Source organism: Streptomyces sp. NPDC027189, from assembly GCF_055566975.1.
In genome coordinates this window covers 75,533-92,150 of the sequence record NZ_JBVHRI010000030.1, presented here as the reverse complement: position 1 = coordinate 92,150, position 16,618 = coordinate 75,533, and the positions used below count along the sequence as shown (strand labels likewise).

At 68.4% G+C, this 16,618-nt stretch carries 11 protein-coding genes and 3 pseudogenes; 5 read left to right on the top strand and 9 right to left on the bottom strand.

Going from position 1 to position 16,618, the window contains the following annotated elements; translation table 11 throughout:
• Positions 1 to 87 precede the first annotated feature (87 nt).
• The 5 genes from ACZ4RZ_RS42590 to ACZ4RZ_RS42570 all read left to right on the top strand — a co-directional run bounded on the left by ACZ4RZ_RS42590 (position 88) and on the right by ACZ4RZ_RS42570 (position 4,572).
• Positions 88 to 390, top strand: a complete 303-nt coding sequence (locus ACZ4RZ_RS42590; protein WP_467752926.1) for a hypothetical protein — start codon at positions 88 to 90, stop codon at positions 388 to 390.
• A 367-nt stretch (positions 391 to 757) separates the two neighbouring features.
• The gene (locus ACZ4RZ_RS42585) at positions 758 to 1,276 is read left to right on the top strand and encodes a hypothetical protein (RefSeq protein ID WP_467752925.1); all 519 of its coding nucleotides are present in this window, start codon (positions 758 to 760) and stop codon (positions 1,274 to 1,276) included.
• 48 nt (positions 1,277 to 1,324) lie between these two features.
• Positions 1,325 to 3,664 (top strand): hypothetical protein, encoded by a 2,340-nt coding sequence (locus tag ACZ4RZ_RS42580; protein WP_467752924.1) that lies wholly within the window; start codon positions 1,325 to 1,327, stop codon positions 3,662 to 3,664.
• Positions 3,665 to 3,862: 198 nt separating this feature from the next.
• Entirely contained in the window at positions 3,863 to 4,399 is a 537-nt protein-coding gene (locus tag ACZ4RZ_RS42575; RefSeq protein WP_467752923.1) for a hypothetical protein, read from the top strand.
• A complete protein-coding gene (locus ACZ4RZ_RS42570) occupies positions 4,396 to 4,572 on the top strand; it encodes a hypothetical protein (RefSeq protein WP_356132508.1) in 177 nt (58 codons plus the stop codon). The genes ACZ4RZ_RS42575 and ACZ4RZ_RS42570 overlap by 4 nt, the downstream gene beginning before the upstream one ends.
• Positions 4,573 to 4,756: 184 nt before the next feature.
• Here the strand turns inward: ACZ4RZ_RS42570 and ACZ4RZ_RS42565 are convergent.
• From ACZ4RZ_RS42565 to ACZ4RZ_RS42525, 9 genes and pseudogenes are all read right to left on the bottom strand, one after another.
• A pseudogene (locus ACZ4RZ_RS42565) lies at positions 4,757 to 5,506 on the bottom strand (IS256 family transposase); the annotation flags it as partial.
• 24 nt (positions 5,507 to 5,530) lie between these two features.
• Positions 5,531 to 6,691 carry an IS30 family transposase gene (locus ACZ4RZ_RS42560; RefSeq protein WP_467752922.1) on the bottom strand — a complete coding sequence of 387 codons (1,161 nt, stop codon included), beginning with the start codon at positions 6,689 to 6,691 and terminating at the stop codon, positions 5,531 to 5,533.
• Between the two features lie 51 nt (positions 6,692 to 6,742).
• A pseudogene (locus ACZ4RZ_RS42555) lies at positions 6,743 to 7,198 on the bottom strand (transposase); the annotation flags it as partial.
• 298 nt (positions 7,199 to 7,496) lie between these two features.
• Positions 7,497 to 7,796 (bottom strand): annotated as a pseudogene (locus tag ACZ4RZ_RS42550) (IS701 family transposase); the annotation flags it as partial.
• A gap of 374 nt (positions 7,797 to 8,170) precedes the next feature.
• A complete protein-coding gene (locus tag ACZ4RZ_RS42545; protein ID WP_467752921.1) occupies positions 8,171 to 9,820 on the bottom strand; it encodes a PucR family transcriptional regulator in 1,650 nt (549 codons plus the stop codon).
• 99 nt (positions 9,821 to 9,919) lie between these two features.
• Complete coding sequence (gene menC / locus ACZ4RZ_RS42540) at positions 9,920 to 11,035, bottom strand: o-succinylbenzoate synthase (RefSeq protein ID WP_467752920.1); 1,116 nt, start codon at positions 11,033 to 11,035, stop codon at positions 9,920 to 9,922.
• The gene (locus tag ACZ4RZ_RS42535; protein WP_467752919.1) at positions 11,032 to 12,000 is read right to left on the bottom strand and encodes a GNAT family N-acetyltransferase; all 969 of its coding nucleotides are present in this window, start codon (positions 11,998 to 12,000) and stop codon (positions 11,032 to 11,034) included. Before ACZ4RZ_RS42535 ends, menC begins: the two co-directional genes overlap by 4 nt.
• Positions 11,997 to 13,190, bottom strand: coding sequence for a M20 family metallopeptidase (locus ACZ4RZ_RS42530; protein WP_467752918.1), 1,194 nt, complete (start codon positions 13,188 to 13,190; stop codon positions 11,997 to 11,999). The genes ACZ4RZ_RS42535 and ACZ4RZ_RS42530 overlap by 4 nt, the downstream gene beginning before the upstream one ends.
• Positions 13,187 to 16,591, bottom strand: coding sequence for a serine hydrolase (locus ACZ4RZ_RS42525; protein ID WP_467752917.1), 3,405 nt, complete (start codon positions 16,589 to 16,591; stop codon positions 13,187 to 13,189). Before ACZ4RZ_RS42525 ends, ACZ4RZ_RS42530 begins: the two co-directional genes overlap by 4 nt.
• Between the last annotated feature and the right edge of the window lie 27 nt (positions 16,592 to 16,618).

Here is a 16,618-nt window from a genome sequence, read left to right as displayed (position 1 = left end):
GGGCGCGGCCGCCCCTCCTGCCGACTATTCCAATAGCCCAATAGGCGGGTAACTATCCGCCTAGAAGGACCAACCGGAGCCGCTCTCGTGCCTGATCACTCCCGTCACGCCCGCCTACTGCGTGAAGTCGCCGACGCACTCGACACCGAGTACCAGCCAACCGACGACGCCCTCACGCCCCACCCGGACACGCTGGACATCATCAGCAACCGGCATACCAAACGCGGACAACTCAACTACGCCGTCCCCGAGGTCCTCCAGCTCCAGCGACGCATCCGCCGCTACCACGCCGACACCGACATACCCCACGGCGACATCGTCGCCCTCGCCCTCGACACCTGGCTCCACGCCAAGGGATACCCACGGGATCCCGAACCCTCTCGTGCATGACCGGCGTCCTTCAAGTCGGCGGCTGCAAAGCACCTTTGCACCATTCATTCCGGCCTACTTGCGCCGTTGCTGCCCATGTTCCGATTCTCGAAGTGCACCCACAAGGCGTGTCACCGTCGCGGGGTTTCAACCTCATGCGACACAGCACTTGACTCCCACCACAAATCGGGAACGCTCGTACGAATTTAATGCCGCCTCCGGGAGCGTCGAGTTACCTGACTAAATATGACGGCTGCATGTTTGGCGGGAATGCGTCTCTGTCTCCGACTCCTGGACACTCGTAGCCTTGATGGGATCTTGCGGTCTTGCCGTGACTTAAGTTCACCGTTCGGGGGATTCAATGGGAGATCAGCTGTCGCTAGCGACAGTGGCCACGTCAGCCATGCCACAGATATTCACGTTTCTCTTCGGCCGCCTCGGCGCTGTGCTCGACCGCCGTAGCGGAAACGTCACCACGGCCGCGACCGAGCCGACGACCTGCCCAGTCCTGGTAGAACCCGAAGCTCATCTGGTCATCCACGACGAAGAACTGACTGAGCAGCGGGTTCGCCGACTGGAAGCAGTGGCCCGGGAATTGGCCGTCTACCACCGCAACCCCGCCCTGATTCGACTCGATGACGAGCACCTGCTGAAAGCGATGAGTGAACTGCGCGACGACCTGGAGACAATCTACGGGCAGTCCCTGTCCTTCATGGGCGAGCGGCGTTCCATGCCGGGCGTGACGGTGAGGCAGAGCGTTGACGAGATCGAGGCAGACGGGGTGGCCCGAGCAGTCAGGGCGGGACGGGTAACCGCCGAGGCGTCAGCCGACATCGAACAGCGGGCCAAGGTTGTACGCCGAGGCGGCGAGATCACTGCACTCGAAATCGACGGCACGCTCGGATAGCTCTCGCAGTCCGAGTGGGATTCCGGGCGGCACACCACGGGAGCATACGTGAATGATCATCCGGATTACGGTCTGAGACTCCCTCAGGAAAACGGCCATCACTCCGAGGAGCAAAGCTGGGGCGGGGTCGAAGATGTTAAGTCCGCGAATGCATCGCATGCATCCGATGCGGATCCCGCGGGCCTGGTTGCGGCGCTGGATGACGAGTTACAGAAGCGCTTCACCGCCCTTCTGGATACCGAGGCAGTCACCCGCCTTCGACAGATGGCCCTGCTAAACCTGGGCGAAATGAATGCCCTCAAAGTCAACGCGAGTTTCGAAAATCCGCTTGACCACAGCGAGTTCTCGGACATCTACCTTGATGCACTTCGTTCTGTGTACGTGCACCCTGAGGGACTTGATTCGTTTGATGAGACTTATCAGTGGTGGAAAAACCCCGGTTCTGTGGTGGTCCTCGCACAGAGACCGGGAACTGGGCGCACAACCACCGCGAGTGCGCTCCTCGCAGAGCTTCGTCATGAATTCCCGGACGTACGGGTGGGGCCGCTCGGCTATGGCGGCGGTCTAGAGTTCCCCCTGCGTCGCCTGCCGCAGGTGGAGAACCGCGGCTACCTGCTCGAACTCCCGCCCGACGAAGAGGGATTCGAAATTATCGACACGTTCGGTGCGACGATCGAGCGTTTGCAGTACACCCTGAAGCGCCGCCGCGCCCGGCTCGTGGTGCTGACCACCCCGGAGCAGTGGCGTCGAGTAGGCAGCGGGGCCCCTGAGGGAATCAGACCCGTCCTGGGGGTTCCTTCGCCGCTCGAAATCGCCCGCAAGTGGTTGGGAGCTGAGGCACCCGATCTGTCTGTCGATGCGTGGTTGACCGATGACGACATCATCGCCTTGCTGGACGGGCAGCCACCGGTGGAAGCTCTGGAGATCGTCAGTCTCATTCTGGACGCGCACCGTGCCAGCGACGGCCACTTGCCCAACCTGGAAGCGCTAGCGCGTAAGCGGAAAAGGGGCAGCGAGACGCCATTCGACCGACAGGTCCTCAGCGTCATCGCGGCACGGAACAATTGGCGTCCGCAACTCCTGGCTTGGCACAAGGAGCCGGGTCGTACCAGCTTCCAGCGCAACTTCCTGCTGGCCTGCGCCACCTTGCGCGGAGCATCCGTCGCACACATCTACGCCAGTACGGCCGACTTGGCATCCGTACTCGGGGACAGCGATCCCTCCCTGAAGGGGCAGCAGGACCCCGGCGTCATTGAAATGGTCGACTCCATCGAAGCCGAACTGCAGGCCGACGACACCGTCGCCTTCAACCGGCCCGAATGGGATGACGCGGCACTGGAGTACTTCTGGGTCGACAGGCCCCTGTCACGGGTGAAGTTCCTGGAGTGGCTGGCCTACGCCCCCTTGAAGAAGCCAAAGGCCGCGCTGGAAAAGCTCCCCGACGCAGAACGGCAGGCGATGGCTGAGCGCATCGGCAGCTTCACCCTGCGGTGGGCAGTACATCACCGCCGGCAAGAACCCCTGCGCGAGTTGGTTCGGCGCTGGCACAAAACCCCGCTCTGGACGACGGCCGTGCAACTCCTCACGTCAGCCTGCTTGCAGACAGCCAGCGCCTCGTACATCCACGAAATGCTGCTGCAGTGGGCCAAGACCGACAACGCCGCCCAACAATTGGCCACCGTGGAGGTGTGCGCCGGAGAGTTCGGCGTCCTCTACACCGGCAAGGCACTACGGCGTCTGGTGCACGCGGCCGGCTCGGAAGATCCGGAAGTGCGCCAAGCCATCCAAGAGGCCGTGCACGGCCTGTGGAACGATCCCAGCGCGCGGCGGATTCTCTTCGGCTACGTGATCGACTGGTGCCGAGTTGGCGGGCCCCGGCTGGAAGCCGGGCAGGAAGCCTTCAGGGCGCTGGCCGAGTCGACGCACTCCGATGCTCCTACGCTCCCAGCCCTCCTGCCCCACAGCGATGAGGCGGAATTCTCAGCTCCCGTCGCCGATCTCATCGTCGGCTGGCGTGCCCTCCTTCAAGGTACCGAGGGCTTCGACCAGGACGGCCAGGCATCGGCGGTCGTGCGGTTGTGGTTGGATGCGGCGCTCAGCCACCCACATGTACATGCGGATGTGTTGAAGGTCTTCAGCGCGGCGGTGAAGAGTACTGATTCGGCCGGAACGTCGGGCGAGAGCCCGCGCGACCGGCTTCGGGCAATCGCACGGGATTGGGTCAAGGCCGCCGCGTTCGAGCAATCGGCAGGCCGCATCGAGCTACCCTCCGCCTGGCTGGCCCACCGCGCTGTGTACACCGAGCTCACGCAGCTGCTCGACGACGGCATCATCGAGACCTTCCAACAGACTCTGGCTCAGGCCGGCAGCGGGGAAGAATCCGCATGAAGCGACGCAGCACGCGCCGCAACGACACTTCCGAGTCGGCCAGCCAGACGTGGACATCCCTACTTCTACGACCGGCCGAAGAGCCGTGATGCAGGCCTGTCATTCGATGCGGCCATCCGTGTCGAATGGCGTCACTCACCACATGGTCCGACCAACCCGGACGCTCGCCAGACAGCGAGCCGCGCCGCACGGCTCCTGGTGGAAAAGCAGCTGGCCAGCGAATCGGTGCTCCGGGTCGCAGCCGCCGAACAAGAACTCTCAGTGGCACTACACGACCAACTGCCCCTCCACCGTGACAGCGTTGAACTACTCAGCGTCAGCGTGACCTTGCGCGTCGACGACGACGCAGTGGAGGGCGCTCGCCTCATGGAACGCGCTCGGCATGAGTTCGAACTCGACGAGATGGACCGCCGTCAGGCTCGTGCACGCGTGGAGTTCCTCCGCAACGAGCTCCTCGCGGACCCGTCCGCAGCACGCCTGTACACGCTCGTCCAGCACTCTCCCCGGCTGGGTGGCCCAGCCGACGGAAGCGATCCCGAAGAGCTTGTCCGGCAAATCCATCAGTGGCACCCCGATTCTCGCTGGGTGCTCGTCGCCCGCACGCTGCACACGTTCATCGACAAACTCACTGAAGACAACACACGCGACCTCCTGAAAATCCTCCGCAGCGCGATGACCACGCTCGGCCACCAGCAACTCGCCGAGAAGATCTCCGCCGCCGAGGAAGCGGAGTGAGCCTGAACCTGCTGCGCTGGCTACTCGCCCCGCGCACCAGCCTGCTCGCCCGCCGCATCCTCAGAACCGGACATCACGAGATCTCCCCGGACACCGCGTGGCGAATGGCCAGGCTGCAGCTGCATCCCGACGAGGTCCCCTATCGCAATCACGGCCATAGCCCTCCATCCTGACCTCCGTCAGCCGAGAACGCGGGCACACCTACGACGCGGGCAGGTTCATCGTGTCGGCAGCCACGAGTCCAGAACGTCGTGGATGACCCATCCTCTCTCTGCGAGCGCCTCGACGTGCGGCGCAGCACGCTCCCTCAAGGCGGCCGGGTGTGTCAACTTAACGGCTGATCTTGGTTGTTGAGGTTCAGTTGTTGGCCGGGGTGAGCCGGCCTTCGAAGGCGATCTGGAAGGCGTTCAGGGGTGCCTTCCAGCGCATGGTCCACCTCTTGCGGCCCTTGCCGGTCGGGTCGAGGCTCATCAGCGCCATGTAGATGCATTTGAGGGCGGCGGCCTCGTTGGGGAAGTGGCCGCGAGCGCGAACGGCTTTGCGTATCCGCGCGTTGACACTCTCGATCGCGTTCGTGCTGCAGATGACCTTGCGGATCTCGACGTCGAAGGAGAGGAAGGGTACGAACTCGGCCCAGGCGTCCGACCACAGCTTCACGATCGCCGGATACTTCCGGCCCCATGCCTCTTGGAACTCCAGGAACCGCTCCGTCGCCGCGTCCTCGCTGGGAGCGGTGTAGACGGGCCTGAGTGCTTTGGCGACCTTGTCCCAGTCCTGGCGGGCTGCGTAACGGAAGCTGTTCCGCAGCAGGTGGACGACACATGTTTGAACAATCGTGCGAGGCCAGACGGTCTCCACCGCCTCGGGCAGGCCCTTGAGACCGTCGCAGACCAGCATCAGCACGTCGTCCAGGCCGCGGTTCTTCAGCTCGGTGAAGACGTGCAGCCAGTACTTCGCGCCCTCGCCGCCGTCCCCGGCCCAGATGCCAAGGATGTCGCGGGTGCCCTCGGCCGTGACGGCCATGACAACGTAGATCGGCCTGTTCGCGACCTGGCCATCCCGGATCTTGACGTTGATGGCATCCACGAACAGGACCGGATAGACGCGGCGGTTTCTATCAGTGGTTGCGAATCACCTGGTCAATGGGCCTATGAGGCATTCTCGCATGACCTCGGCGGGGGTCCTGTCGCCAAGGACGAGTCGGGGGCGCCGGTTGAGCTGATGCGCGACTTCGCGGAGGTCTCGTGCGGTGTGGACGGACAGGTTGGTGCCCTTGGGAAAGTACTGCCGCAGCAGGCCGTTGGTGTTCTCGTTCGTGCCGCGCTGCCAGGGCGAGTGCGGGTCGCAGAAGTAGATCCGGAACCCGGTCAGCGCCTCGATGTCCTCGTGCAGGGTCAGCTCACGGCCCTGATCCCAGGTCAGCGTCCGCCGCAGCTGGGGCGGGATGTGCGCGGTCTGCGTGATGAGCGCGTTGCGGACCTGCGGGGCCTTCCAGCCGTGCGGCAGGTGGATCAGGTGCACGTAGCGGGTCGTGCGCTCGACGAGGGTGCCGATCGCGGAGCCCTGGCCGCGGCCGATGATCAGGTCCCCTTCCCAATGCCCGGGAACCGTACGGTCGTTGACCTCGATAGGCCGCTCGTGGATGAGCGTCATGTTCTTGATCTTGTTCAGTGTGGGGACACCACGGCGCTGCTTCTTGCGGCGGGTGCGGCCGGTGCGGAGCTTGGCCTCGCGGCGGCCGAGGAGGCCGGCGAACTGGGCCCGGTAGATCGTCTCCGGACAGGCCCGCATCGTCACGTCATTCGCGTACTCGCGGGCCAGGTAACGCGCGATCTGCTGCGGCGACCACTTCTCGGTGAGCTTCTCGCGCACGAGCGTGCGCAGCGGCTCGCTGCCGCGGATCTTCTCCTCCTTGGGACGGCGGCGCCGCAGTAGGGACTGGTTGTGGGCCCACCAGGGGTGGTAGCTGCCGTCCGGCTTCGCGTTGCGCTTGATCTCACGGTAGACGGTCTGAAAGCTCTTCCCGATCGACGCGGCGATCTCCTTGACGGTCTGCTTGGCCTGGAGTCCGTCGGCGATGGCGATGCGGTCGTTCTGGGTCAGGAAGCGCGGCGATATCGGGCCGGTGTCGGGGACGATCATGCTTCCAGCTTCGATGAACCAGTTCGAACCACAGCTGGCGGAGACCCCCACCACCCGGGCCGCCGCCGCACCCTTGTAGCCCTCCCTGAGCAACTCGAAGTACCGCTTCTTCACCGAACTCGGCATCTTGTTGGGGGCGTACTTCGGCATCCGAACGCTCTCCTTCCGGGCGTTCGCAATCACCGATAGAACTCAAGCGCGGTCCAGCGGCCGGTTCTGCCATTCGGCCATGCCCTCCATCACCTTGTCGGTGATCGTGGAGATGGTCTGCTTGGACACCTCGGCCCCATACACCTCGGCCAGATGTGCGGAGATCTCTCCGTGCGTGAGTCCCTTCGCGGACAGCGACAGCACCATCTCGTCCACCCCGGTCAGCCGGCGCTGCCGCTTCTTGACGATCTGCGGCTCGAAGGTCCCGGCCACGTCCCGGGGCACCTTGACCTCGACCGGGCCGACATCGGTCAGCACTGTCTTGGCGCGGGTGCCGTTGCGACTATTGCCGTTGTTCTTCCCGGCCGGATCGTGCTTCTCATAGCCGACGTGATCGGTGATCTCGCCTTCCAGGGCGGACTCCAGCACCCGCTTGGTCAGCTGCTGCAACAGCCCACCCTCACCGGTCAGTTGCAGGCCCTCACCGCGGGCCCGGTCAACCAGCATCGCGATCAACTGCTCGTCCGACGTGGCCGCACCGACCGACTCGACTGCAGGCTCTTGCTCGATCGTCATCTCACTCACTTGGCGTCTCCATGATCAACAGATCCGCCGTTGATTAGACACTCCCAACAGTCACGGTAGGCACCGTTGCAGTACTAGTACTGCAACCGCATCTGGGGGTTGTGGCCTCGGCGTTTGTAGTGGGAGCGGCGGACTCGGGCCTGGCTGCGTCTGCGGAAGCGTGACCAGCGCAGGTGGTGTTCGTTGGTGTGGTGGTGGGGCGTGATGGCGAGGTGCCCGATCAACCGGCGGATCTCCGGGACGCTGAGGGGTATGAGGTCTTGCTCGTCGTCTGCGCCGCCCCTTTTGTGGCTTCTTGGGCGCGGACTGCGGTCAGGTAGGCGAGCGCGGCCATCGACAGGGTGATGTGCCGGTACCAGGCCCGATAACGCCGGACCTGGTAGTGGTCCAGGCCGCACTCGCCCTTGTTTGAAGCACTCCTCCACCGCCCACCTCGCTGCGGCGACTTTGACCAGGTCTTTGAGTCGGGAGGAAGCGGTCCGTAGCAGGCGTAGTAGGCGATCTCGGTGGGGTCGCTGACAATCGCGGGTGCGTCCGGGCAGGCCGGTGAAGGCCGCAGGACGGCGAGCGTGCATGCTGGAGGTCTCCGCAGCTCGAAGCGGTGAGGAGCGGGCGGCCGGCCCTTTGCCGATGCGCGGGCCGCCCGGTGGGCCCCGTCCCGCGGGTTGGGACGGGGCCCGTGCCACGGGGCAGGGGGCCAGGCGCCGGGCCGTCAGGCCAGGGCTCCGATGGCGGCCAGGAGCAGGAGGACCAGGGCCGCCAGGGACAGGGTCGACCGCGTCAGGCGGCGAGCTCGTGCGCGGTCGGCGCCGGACTCATGACGGTGTCGGGGCTTAGAGAGAGAGCGACAGCGCACGGCCATCAAGCCCAGCCCCTTCGGCGGTAGCGCAGGCACTACCGGTGGCCGTTCGCGGGCATCACGCGCAGTTGGAGCATGGCGGCGAAACGTGCTTCCGGGTTGTCCAGGTCGATGCCACCGACCTCGGCGAGCCGGTGCAGACGGTAGCGGAACGTGTTCGGGTGGACGTGCACGGCCGCCGCGGCCGCGCTGATGTCCCCGAATGCGTCCAGCCAGGCACGCAGGGTTTCGATGAGGTTGGCCCGGCGTTGCTCGTCATACGCGGCCAGCCGCGCGATGGGGCCGGTGAACTCGTCGCCACGGGCCGCCACGATGTCGCGCAGTTCGCACAGCAGCGCCTCGACATGCACGTCGGCCAGCCGCGCCACCCGCCGCTCGGCCCCCTCGACACGTAGCGCCCGCAGAGCGAGGTCGGCACCGGAGCGCGCACGGGCGAGACCGCCGGCATCCTCACCGGTCGGACCGATGCCGATCACCGCTCCGGTCCGCGCTCCGACCCGGTCGAGGAAGTCGGCTGCTATGCGCACGGCCCGTTCCTCGCCGGCATCGCGGTCCTGCTGCGCGGGAACGAGCCCGTAGACGGTGTCGCCGAGCAGAGCGGCGGCGCTGTGCGGATGCACGACGCCGAGGTGCATCGCCAAGGCGTCGGCCAGTCGTTCCCGCTCGGTGGTGAGACTCGCGTCCTCGCCAGCGGACTCACCGGCGTCGGCAGCGTCCCGCAGGCCAAGCGCCATGACCACGAGAGGCCGACCGGCCAGGCCAAGCCTGCTCAGTGCCTCGCGCGCACCGGCCCTGCCTTCGAGGGCGGTGCTCATGAGATCGGCGCGCAGCCTGCGTTCGACGTCGGCGCCGGCCCGCAGCCGCAGCATGTGGAGGGCGACGACCTTGGCCGCATCCCGCAGGGCCGAGGATCGCTGCGGACTGAGCGGCTCGCGGACGGCGGCCCAGATCGAGCCGATCGCCTCGTCGCCCGCTCGCACCGCGACGGCTACGCGCGGCACGGTGGGACCGTCCGCACCGTCCTCCAGGGGCGGGATGTGCACCGGCCCGGCGCTGCGGTAGAGGTCACGGAAGACGCCACGGCTGGTGAGCATGCGGGAGAAACGCTCGGGGACCTGACGGCCGAGAATCGTCTCGATCCGGGAGGCGTCGGCCTTGTCCTGCTGCCCCGAGAAGGCCAGCACCCGTGAGTGCCGATCTTCGATCGTCACGGGTGCGTCGATCAGTGCGGCGATCGCGTTGGCCACGGCGAACAGGTCGCCGGAGAGGGTACCGCCCAGCGTCTCGGGGCCGTCTCCACCGATGTCCCCCTCGGCGAGAACTGCCCGCAGCAGGGCGGTGACCTGGACCCAGGACGCCCCGCGGGCCAGTCCGAGAACGCCGACGCCCGACGCCTCGGCCGCAGCCGCCACCCTGGAGTCCAGCGGTACCGGCGCACGCACGACCAGGGCGACGGCGCGCCGGTGTCCCAGTTCTCCGAGGAGGCGGGCGATCTCGCCCGATTCGCGCAGACCGACGCCGAGCACCAGCGCGTGGGGTGGCGGGGCGGAATCCTCGACGGGGTCGTGGATGACGATGCCGCCGATGTCCTCGGTGTCACGCGCCCCGTTGTGGACGACGTCGAGCAGAGTGCTGCCCAGATGATGCAGGACCCTGGCCAGGCTGCCATGTGCGTGTGCGTTCATGGAATGGTGCCTTCCGAGGGCTACGGCGACGACAGCACCACGCTCGGTGCGCGTTCACAAACCTGCACACATTCTTGGTGCCCGTCCAGGAAATCGTGGTCACACGGCCTGGCCGGGGATCCACTCGATACGGCGAGTGACGCCGTCCAGCTCAGCCTCCAGCGGGTCCACGCCGATGCCCGGACCGGTGGGCACCGTCAGATGGCCCTCACGGACGACAAACGGCTCGGTGATGTCGGTCTTGTAGTAGCGCTCCGAGCCCGAGGTGTCCCCAGGCAGGGTGAAGCCCGGCAGGGCGGCGAGCGCGAGGTTCGCGGCCCTGCCTATGCCCGTCTCCAGCATTCCGCCGCACCAGACCGGCACACCGTGAGCGGCGCAGACGTCGTGGATGCGCCGCGCTTCCAGATAGCCGCCCACCCTGCCGGCCTTGATGTTGACGATCGCGCAGGCACCGAGCCGGATCGCGTCCGCCGCCGCGCTCGCCGACGTGATCGACTCGTCGAGACAGACAGGTGTGCGGATCTGCTGGGCCAGCCGGGCGTGGCCGAGGATGTCGTCCTCGGTCAGCGGCTGCTCTATCAGCAGCAGGTCGTAGCTGTCCAGGCGTGCCAGCTGACGGGCGTCGGCCAGGGTGTACGCGGCGTTCGCGTCGACCTGGAGCAGCAGGTCGTCCCCGAAGCGTTCGCGTACGGCACGCACCGGCGCGACGTCCCAGCCGGGCTCGATCTTGAGCTTGATACGGACGTATCCGGCGTCGAGATATTCGGCGACGCTGTCGATCAGCGCCGGGACGGAGTCCATGATGCCGACCGAGACGCCACACGCCACCCGGTCCTGCACCGCGCCGAGTTCGCGGGCCAACGGGCGTCCCGCCGCCCGCAGTTCGGCGTCCAGGACGCCCATCTCCAGCGCCGCCTTGGCCATCCGGTGGCCCTGGAAGAGGGCCAGCGCGGTGGCGACCGAGCTCGCATCGAGACGGTCCACGCGTGCGAGGGTGGGGATCAGGAAGCGGCGCAGCATGTCGGCGGCGGCGTCGGTGTACTCGGAGGAGTACAGCGGGCTCGCCATCGCCACGCACTCGCCCCATCCCTCGCCTTCGTCGGTGACCACGCGAAGGATCAGTGCTTCGCGACTGGTGGCGGTGCCGAAAGACGTACGGAACGGCGCCACCAGGGGCATCTCGATGTGGCGCAGCTCAACGCCCGTCAGCTTCATCGCTCTTCCTCGCTCTTCATGTCGGACTCCGTCGCACGGGAAGCACCCGGGCGCCGCAGGACGTACCAGCCGCTCCGGTCGAAACCGGTGACACGGGCGCCCTCCGCCATCAAGGTGCCGAGGACCTCACGCAGTGCCGCGCGCCAGTCCTTGGCCGCCCCCGGAGCGGTCAGCCGCAGGCGCTCGATGTCCGGGGGGACCGCGACGAGCAGGGTGGAGGAGGCGAGCGTGCCCGGGGCCGGGGCGCCGCTCGGGTTTCGGTCCAGGGCCACCGCGGCGCCCGCCGCCCGGCAGCTCGCGGCGTCGGCCGGGGTGAAATCGCCGGCGCAGGCCGCGCGGACCGGCTCGCCGACCAGCTGCCACCGCGTCAGCAGGCGGTCGGTGTCGTCGCCGCCGTTGATGGCGTCATGGACGCCGCCGTAGAAGTTGGTCAGATACTCCTCGGGACGGGCCGCGAGTTTGACGATGTTGAAGTAGGCGTTGCGGCGGATCAGGGGGTCGAAGGTCCAGTGGATGGCCGACACGCCCCGCTGCAGGGACCAGGCACGCTGATGCAGTTTGAGGGCGAAGCCCACACTGCGGCCCCGGGCCACGTTGGACACCCCGGCGATGTGGCTGTGCAGGGCCTCGTCGGCCGGCGCGCCGAAGAAGCCGACGCACGCGCCGATCAGTTCGTCGCCGTCGAAGGCTCCGCCGACGTAGTTGCCCGACTTCGCCAGGGCCCGCAGCAGCTCGCCGGTCATCGGTGCGCCGAGGGGGCCGGGCTGCCAGATGACGTTGAACAGGTCGTGCACCGCGTCGAGTTCACGCCCGGACGTCACCTCGCGGAGGTGCGTCTTGGCGGCGGCAGCGGCAGCCGCGGCCTGGGCGGCGGCTTCGTCGGCGGCAGCGCGGATCGCTTCCCTGGTGGGCTGGTCGGGGTCGAGGACCGGCATGACGCTTCCTGCCGGTGGTACGTCGGTCATGAAGGGTCTCCCTCGAGCGGCCGGACGGATCCGGCCAACTGATACGCCCGCCCGCGGGGCGGTGGATCGGCCAGCAGATCGTCCGTCAGGGCGGTCAGCAGCGCGGTGCGGCCGGGCAGTTCGGCGAGGACCACATGCTCGTCGTCGGCGTGCGCTCCGCCGCCCACCGCGCCGAGCCCGTCCAGGGTCGGCGCGCCGACACCCGCGGTGAGGTTCCCGTCGGAGGCTCCCCCGACGGCCGCGCCGACGGGCGTGGCCAGTCCGAGCCGATCCGCCAGGGTGACCGCGCGGGCGAAGAGTTCGGCGGAGGCCATGTGTTCCAGCGGCGGACGGTTGGGGCCGCCGGAGATCTCCAGCCGTGCGCCGCCCGACACCGGCCGCAGCGCATGCATCGCCCGGTCCACCCGCGCCTGCTCGGCCGCGTCGCGCACCCGTACGTCGACGGCGAAGCGCCCGGCTTCGGGAACGGTGTTGGTGGTGGTTCCCGAGGTCAGAACCGTCGGGGTCACACTCGTGCCCCGCCCGGGGTCCGCGAGTGCGCCGACCGCGATGACCTGATGGGCCAGTTCGACGGTGGCGTTGACACCGCGTTCGGGTTCGAGGCCGGCGTGCGCGGCCCGGCCGTGCGCCTCGACCCCGTACAGCGACACACCCTTGCGCGCGGTCTTGAGGGCGCCGCCGTCCGCGGACGCCTCCAGCACCAGCGCCGCGGCACAGCCCGACGCCTCCTCCTCGACCAGCCACCGCGACGTCGGCGACCCCATCTCCTCGTCGCCGGTGACCAGCACGGTGACGCCCGACGGGTCGGACAGGGCCGCGACGGCGTGGAAGGCCATGACCAGCCCGGCCTTCATGTCGAAGCACCCGGGACCGCGTACGACGCCGTTCTCGACCACGAAGGGGTGACGGCCGAGCGAGCCGATCGGCCAGACCGTGTCGTGGTGCCCGAGCAGCAGCACCCGTGAGGGTGCGTCGCCCAGCCTCCACCGCAGATGCGTACGTCCCTCGATCGTGATCCGCTCCGGGCGGATGCCGAGCCGGGCCGTGCCCAGCTCGGTGACCACGTCGGCGCTCTTGGCGACTGCGTCGAGGTTGGCCGTCGGCGACTCGCAGCGCACGAGGGTCTCGAGGTCGGCGATCATCTGCGGCAGGGCCGCCGTCATGTGGCCGACCTGGGAGCGTGCCGTCATTTGGTGGTCACCATGGGTGTGGCGCGTGCACCGTGGTGAAGGTATCGCTCGCCGCTGGCCAGCGTGTAGAAGATCACCGGGCGCCAGGTGCGGGTGTCCTCGTCTCGTACGGCGAAGCGATCACCGGAGGCATCCAGGGGGAACATCTGGTGCTCCTCCACCGGGTCGGTGACCAGATCGGCCAGCGGCCCGGTGAGCGTGATCCGCAGCACCCCCCCACCGTCCCGTTCCAGCACCTCCAGGCGTGCTCCGGCACGCTCGTAGACGCCGACATGGGGTCCGACGTCGACGGTGGACGGATGCGTCGACGGTGCCGGCGTGCGCGGCATGTTGAGGCCGGCCAGCTCGGCGAAGAGCTCCTGGAAGAGGTCCTCGTACAGATCGCGGGCGTTGCCGCCGTTGGTGAGGAGTGTGATGGCGAGTCCCTCGGCCGGCAGCAGACGCAGGAACGCGGACTGGCCGATGGTGTTTCCGTCGTGGCCCAGCACGAGCTGTCCGTCCCAGGTGAAACGGATCCAGCCGAGGCCCCAGGAGTCGCCGAGAGTGTACGGATCGGGCAGTTCGGCGTGCCGGTCGGCCATCTGCGTGGTCGCGGCCTCGCTGAGGAGGCGGCCGCCGTCGGCGGTGCGCCCGCCGTGCAGATGCGCACGGGCGAAGGTCAGCACGTCTGTGGTGGTGGAGGTGATCAGGCCGGCCGGTCCGAGTGAACGGGGCAGGCACCACACCGGTGCCCGCCGCGGCGAACCGTCGTCGTCAAATCCTTCGTGGCCGACGGCCGCCCGGTGCAGCAGCGCCTCCTCGGGCAGGGTCACGGTGCGCCGCAGTCCCAGGCGGGCGAAGACCCGCTCGTTGATCGCCTGGTCCCAGGTGACGCCGGTGATCCTCTCCACGACCCGGCCCATGAGGGAGAAGCCGGAGTTGCAGTACGACCAGGTGGCACCGAGGGGGTGGTTCTGCGGCACGTCCGCGAGGCCCGCGACGTATTTCTCCAGGCAGTCGTCGCCGCGTCCGGTGTCGGTGAAGACGTCGCCGTCGATGCCGCTGGTGTGCGTCAACAGATGCCGCATCGTCACGGCTTTGGTGGTCTCCGGGTCGGCCAGGGTCAGTTCGGGCAGGACGGTGATCAGCGGTGCGTCGAGATCGAGCAGGCCCTCGTCGGCCAGTTGCATGACCAGGGTGGCCGTCCAGACCTTCGACACCGAGCCGATCTGGAAGAGCGAGTCGGTGGTCGCCGCCACCCCTGTCTCCGTGTTGAGCATGCCGTAGGCGGCCTCGACCAGCACGTCGTCCTGAGCGCCGCTCGCGTCCGGTCGGGTCCGCAGGATGCCGAGGGTCGCGCCGGGCACCTGGTGCCGCGCGGCCAGGACGGCGAGCCGTCGCTGCCAGTGCGCGGCGTCGATCGGCGGCCGCCTCCTGCCCTCGCGACTGCCCGCATGGCGCTCCACCCACTCGGCGACACGGCCGTTGAAGTCCAGCAGGTGCGACGGAGGGCCCTCGAGCACGAACAGGTGCGAGCCGCCGGGGTAGAGGACCATCTGGGTCGGTACGTCGCGCTCGCGCAGGGCGGTGTGCCACTGCGCGGCCTGGCCCACCGGGCAGACCAGGTCGTCGGTGCCGTGGAGGATCAGGGTGGGGGTGTGGACCTGGTCGACCCGGGTCAAGGGTGACATGGCGGCGTACCGGTCGGGATCCGCCCAGGGCGGTCCGCCGAATTCGTACGCGGCGAGGAAGTGCCCGTCCTCGGCGGAGCCTGCCATGCTGGTCAGATCGCTGACGATGCCGCCGGCGACGGCCGCGGCGAACCGGTCGTCGTGGCCGGTCAGATAGCAGGTCATGTAGCCGCCGTAGCTGTATCCGGTGACCGCGAGCCGGGCGGGGTCGGCGATGCCTTCGGCGACCAGCGCATCCACCGGCTCCAGGAAGTCCTGCGCGTCGGCTACGCCCCATGCGCCGTTCACGGCGTCGAAGAACTCTTCGCCGTATCCGTCGCTGCCGCGCGGGTTGATCAGCAGTACGTTCCAGCCGCGGGCGGCGAGGAGCTGGTGGTAGAGGTGGACGGGGTCGGCGGCGGCGTTCCACGCGTTGTGCGGGCCGCCGTGGATGTCGAGCAGCAGCGGCCGCGGCGCATCGTCACCGGCCGGCCGGTCGCCGATCAGCCAGCCTTGGACCACGGTGCCGTCGGAGATGGTGAACTCCCGCTCCACGCGCGGGAACAGCTCGACGTCGGACAGGGCTGAGCCGTGCGCGGTACGGACGGTCCATGCCCCCGACGTGAGATCGAGGACGGCGATCTCGCCGAAGGAGGTGGGCGTGGCGAGCACGAGCGCGACCGTGCTGCCGCGGAGCGCCATGCCCGAGACGGTGTGTCCGGCACCGTCGAGCAGCAGGCGGGGCCGGCGCTCCCGCTCCATGCCGTCGAGGTCGACGGCGTACACATGAGTGCAGCCGCGGTCCCGGACGCAGAACACCACCGTACGGCCGTCGCCGGTGAGTTGGGGCAGCGCGCCCGGATAGCCGGGGCCGCCCGGCATGACATTGCGGTCGAGCGACGAGGCGAGGTCCGTGACGCCCGTGCCTGGTTCCCCGTCGATCGGGACGTGCAGCAGCCGTGCGTGGCCCACCGGTTCGTCGAGGTGGCCGACGACCAGCAGCGCGTTGCCGTCCGCCGTCCAGCCGGCGCTCGTGGCCACGCCTTCGGTGGGGCCGACCCGCACGGGTACCGCAGCGTGGTCGTCGACGGCCACGATGTGGGTCGCGGACTGCGCGGTCAGGTCGGCGTTCGGCGCCGTCGCGGCGGTGAAGACCAGCCGCGAACCGTCCGGGGACCAGGCCGGCGGGGAGGCGTACCAGTCCCCGTCGGTGATCTGACGGCAGCGGCCGGTGGTGAGGTCGAGTACGTGCAGATGCCGGCGGACGGTGCCGACCAGGCCTGCTCCGTCGGTCTGGAAGTCGAGGCGGTCGACGACCACCGGCCGGCCCGGCGCGCTCGGCCCGGGCGCGTCCGGGGCGGCCGCGATGTCGACCGGCGCGGTGAAGGCGATGCGGGTGCCGTCGGGGCTCCACACGGGAGCTCCGGCGCCGAGCGGCAGCGAGGTCAGCCGCTCGGCCTCACCGCCGTCGGCCGGCAGGTTCCACAGCTGCGGGGGTCCGTCGCTCGCGCGCAGGAACGCGATCCGCGTGCCGTCCGGTGACCAGCCCGGCGCCTGGTCGCCGCCGCCTCGGGTCAGCTGTCGGGCGTCGCCTCCGGCACGGGGTACCAGCCATAGGTTGTGGACGATCCGGTCGGCGTCCAGGTCGCTGGTGCGCAGCACGTACACGATCCGTTCGCCGTCCGGCGACAGCGCCGGCTGTTCGGGGGTCGCGATTCCTGCCAGGTCCTCCAGGCGCAGGGACCGAGTCATGAAGGGCCTCCTCAGTGATGACATGCG

What these genes read in the sequence shown, in the direction of transcription:
- menC (WP_467752920.1), bottom strand. Translation starts at nt 11,035, where the DNA reads ATGAAGCTGACGGGCGTTGAGCTGCGCCACATCGAGATGCCCCTGGTG.
- ACZ4RZ_RS42535 (WP_467752919.1), bottom strand. Translation starts at nt 12,000, where the DNA reads ATGACCGACGTACCACCGGCAGGAAGCGTCATGCCGGTCCTCGACCCC.
- ACZ4RZ_RS42560 (WP_467752922.1), bottom strand. Translation starts at nt 6,691, where the DNA reads ATGCCGAAGTACGCCCCCAACAAGATGCCGAGTTCGGTGAAGAAGCGG.
- ACZ4RZ_RS42525 (WP_467752917.1), bottom strand. Translation starts at nt 16,591, where the DNA reads ATGACTCGGTCCCTGCGCCTGGAGGACCTGGCAGGAATCGCGACCCCC.
- ACZ4RZ_RS42545 (WP_467752921.1), bottom strand. Translation starts at nt 9,820, where the DNA reads ATGAACGCACACGCACATGGCAGCCTGGCCAGGGTCCTGCATCATCTG.
- ACZ4RZ_RS42530 (WP_467752918.1), bottom strand. Translation starts at nt 13,190, where the DNA reads ATGACGGCACGCTCCCAGGTCGGCCACATGACGGCGGCCCTGCCGCAG.